The 1629-nt window shown below is 65.0% G+C and carries 2 protein-coding genes; both read left to right on the forward strand.

Annotated features, from left to right (window positions below; genetic code table 11):
- Positions 1 to 59: 59 nt before the first annotated feature.
- Entirely contained in the window at positions 60 to 710 is a 651-nt protein-coding gene (locus KF691_16265; protein MBX3391006.1) for a TetR family transcriptional regulator, read from the forward strand.
- 8 nt (positions 711 to 718) lie between these two features.
- On the forward strand, positions 719 to 1471 hold the full coding sequence (locus KF691_16270) for an ABC transporter ATP-binding protein (protein MBX3391007.1): 753 nt from the start codon (positions 719 to 721) through the stop codon (positions 1469 to 1471).
- Positions 1472 to 1629: the final 158 nt, after the last annotated feature.

Genomic DNA, 1629 nt, shown 5'->3' on the forward strand with positions numbered 1-1629 from the left:
GATCCCCGCCGGGGCGGCTCCCCCGCGGCCATCCGTCGAAAGTCGTCTAGCCTGTCGATATGGCACGGGTTGCTGACGGTGAGACTGCGCGCCGCTCGCGAGGGCGGCGCCGCACCGGGGACGCGGATGCGCGGGCCCAGATTCTCGAGGCGGCGTCGAAGGAGTTTCTCGAAAAGGGCTACGACGCGACGTCGCTGCGTGCGATTGCCCGGCGAGCAGACGTCGATCCTGCCCTGGTGCACCACTATTTCAACGACAAGCCGGAGCTGTTTGCCGCGTCCGTGAGTTCGCCCATGCGGCCGGACCTCATCGTCAAGGAGGTCTTGCGTGGTCCGCGGGATCAGATCGGCGTGAACCTTGTCATCGTCGTTCTCACGCAAATGGAGTCCGGCAAGTCCGCCGAACGGGTCATCAGCCTTATCCGCACCGCACTTGGCCACGACTTCGCCGCGACGATGCTGCGCCAGTTCATCACGCGCGAGGTGCTCACGAAGATCGCTGAAGATTTGGGCACCGAGGACGGAGAATTGCGGGCGGGCGCAGCCGCGTCGCAGATCGTCGGACTGTTCATGGTGCGGTACGGCGTGCGGGTGGAACCGCTCGCGAGCGCACCCATCGATGAGGTCGCTCGTCGCATTGGCCCGGTGATTCAGTGGCACCTGACGGGGTACCCCTCTCCTCTTGACAGCGGGGTCACTCCCCCCGAATAATTCATCACATGGTGAATTATGCAGTTCATACTGAGAACCTTCGCGTCCGCAGAGGCAAACGTGAGGTACTGCACGGCATTTCCTTCGACGTTCCGCAAGGCTCTCTCGTCGGCCTCCTCGGGCCAAGCGGTTCCGGCAAGACCACGCTCATGCGGGCGATCGTTGGTGTGCAGCGCAACGTCACCGGCGTGGTGAACGTCCTCGACCACGCGGCGGGGAGCGCTATCCTGCGCCGCCGGGTGGGCTACGTGACCCAGGACGCGAGCGTGTACGGTGACCTGACCGTTCGCCAGAACCTCAACTATTTCGCATCCATACTGCGGGCTGGTCGTGCCGACATCGAGCGCGTCCTCGAGTCGACGGATCTCGCCGAGCAGGCGAACCAAATGGTTGACTCGCTGTCCGGCGGCCAGCTCAGTCGGGCCTCGCTTGCCGTGGCGCTGCTCGGTTCTCCCGAACTTCTCGTGCTCGACGAACCCACGGTCGGACTCGATCCCGTGCTCCGCATGGAACTGTGGGGGTTGTTCCGTCGACTCGCCGAATCGGGAACGACGCTGCTCGTCTCCAGCCACGTCATGGATGAGGCCACCCGGTGCGATCGTCTGCTGCTCCTGAGGGACGGCGAGATCCTCGCGGACGAAACTCCGGCCGGCCTTCTCGAACGCACGGGCGCCGCCGACGCGGACGCCGCATTTCTCGCTCTCATCCGGCACCGACCGAAACATCTCGGCACCGAATTCGATGGGGAGGCGGCGTCATGAGCGTGCGCCTCACCTTCGCCGCCGCCGGGCGGGTTCTCACCCAGATCCGCCACGACCCTCGCACGATCGGGTTGCTGCTCATCGTGCCGAGCCTCCTGATCGGACTTCTGGCGTGGATATATGAGGACACCCCCGTGTTCAACCAGGTTGGCCCCGCA

The sequence above is a fragment of the Phycisphaeraceae bacterium genome (assembly GCA_019636555.1).
Classification (GTDB): Bacteria; Planctomycetota; Phycisphaerae; order Phycisphaerales; family UBA1924; genus JAFEBO01.

What these genes read in the sequence shown, in the direction of transcription:
- KF691_16265 (MBX3391006.1), top strand. Translation starts at nt 60, where the DNA reads ATGGCACGGGTTGCTGACGGTGAGACTGCGCGCCGCTCGCGAGGGCGG.
- KF691_16270 (MBX3391007.1), top strand. Translation starts at nt 719, where the DNA reads ATGGTGAATTATGCAGTTCATACTGAGAACCTTCGCGTCCGCAGAGGC.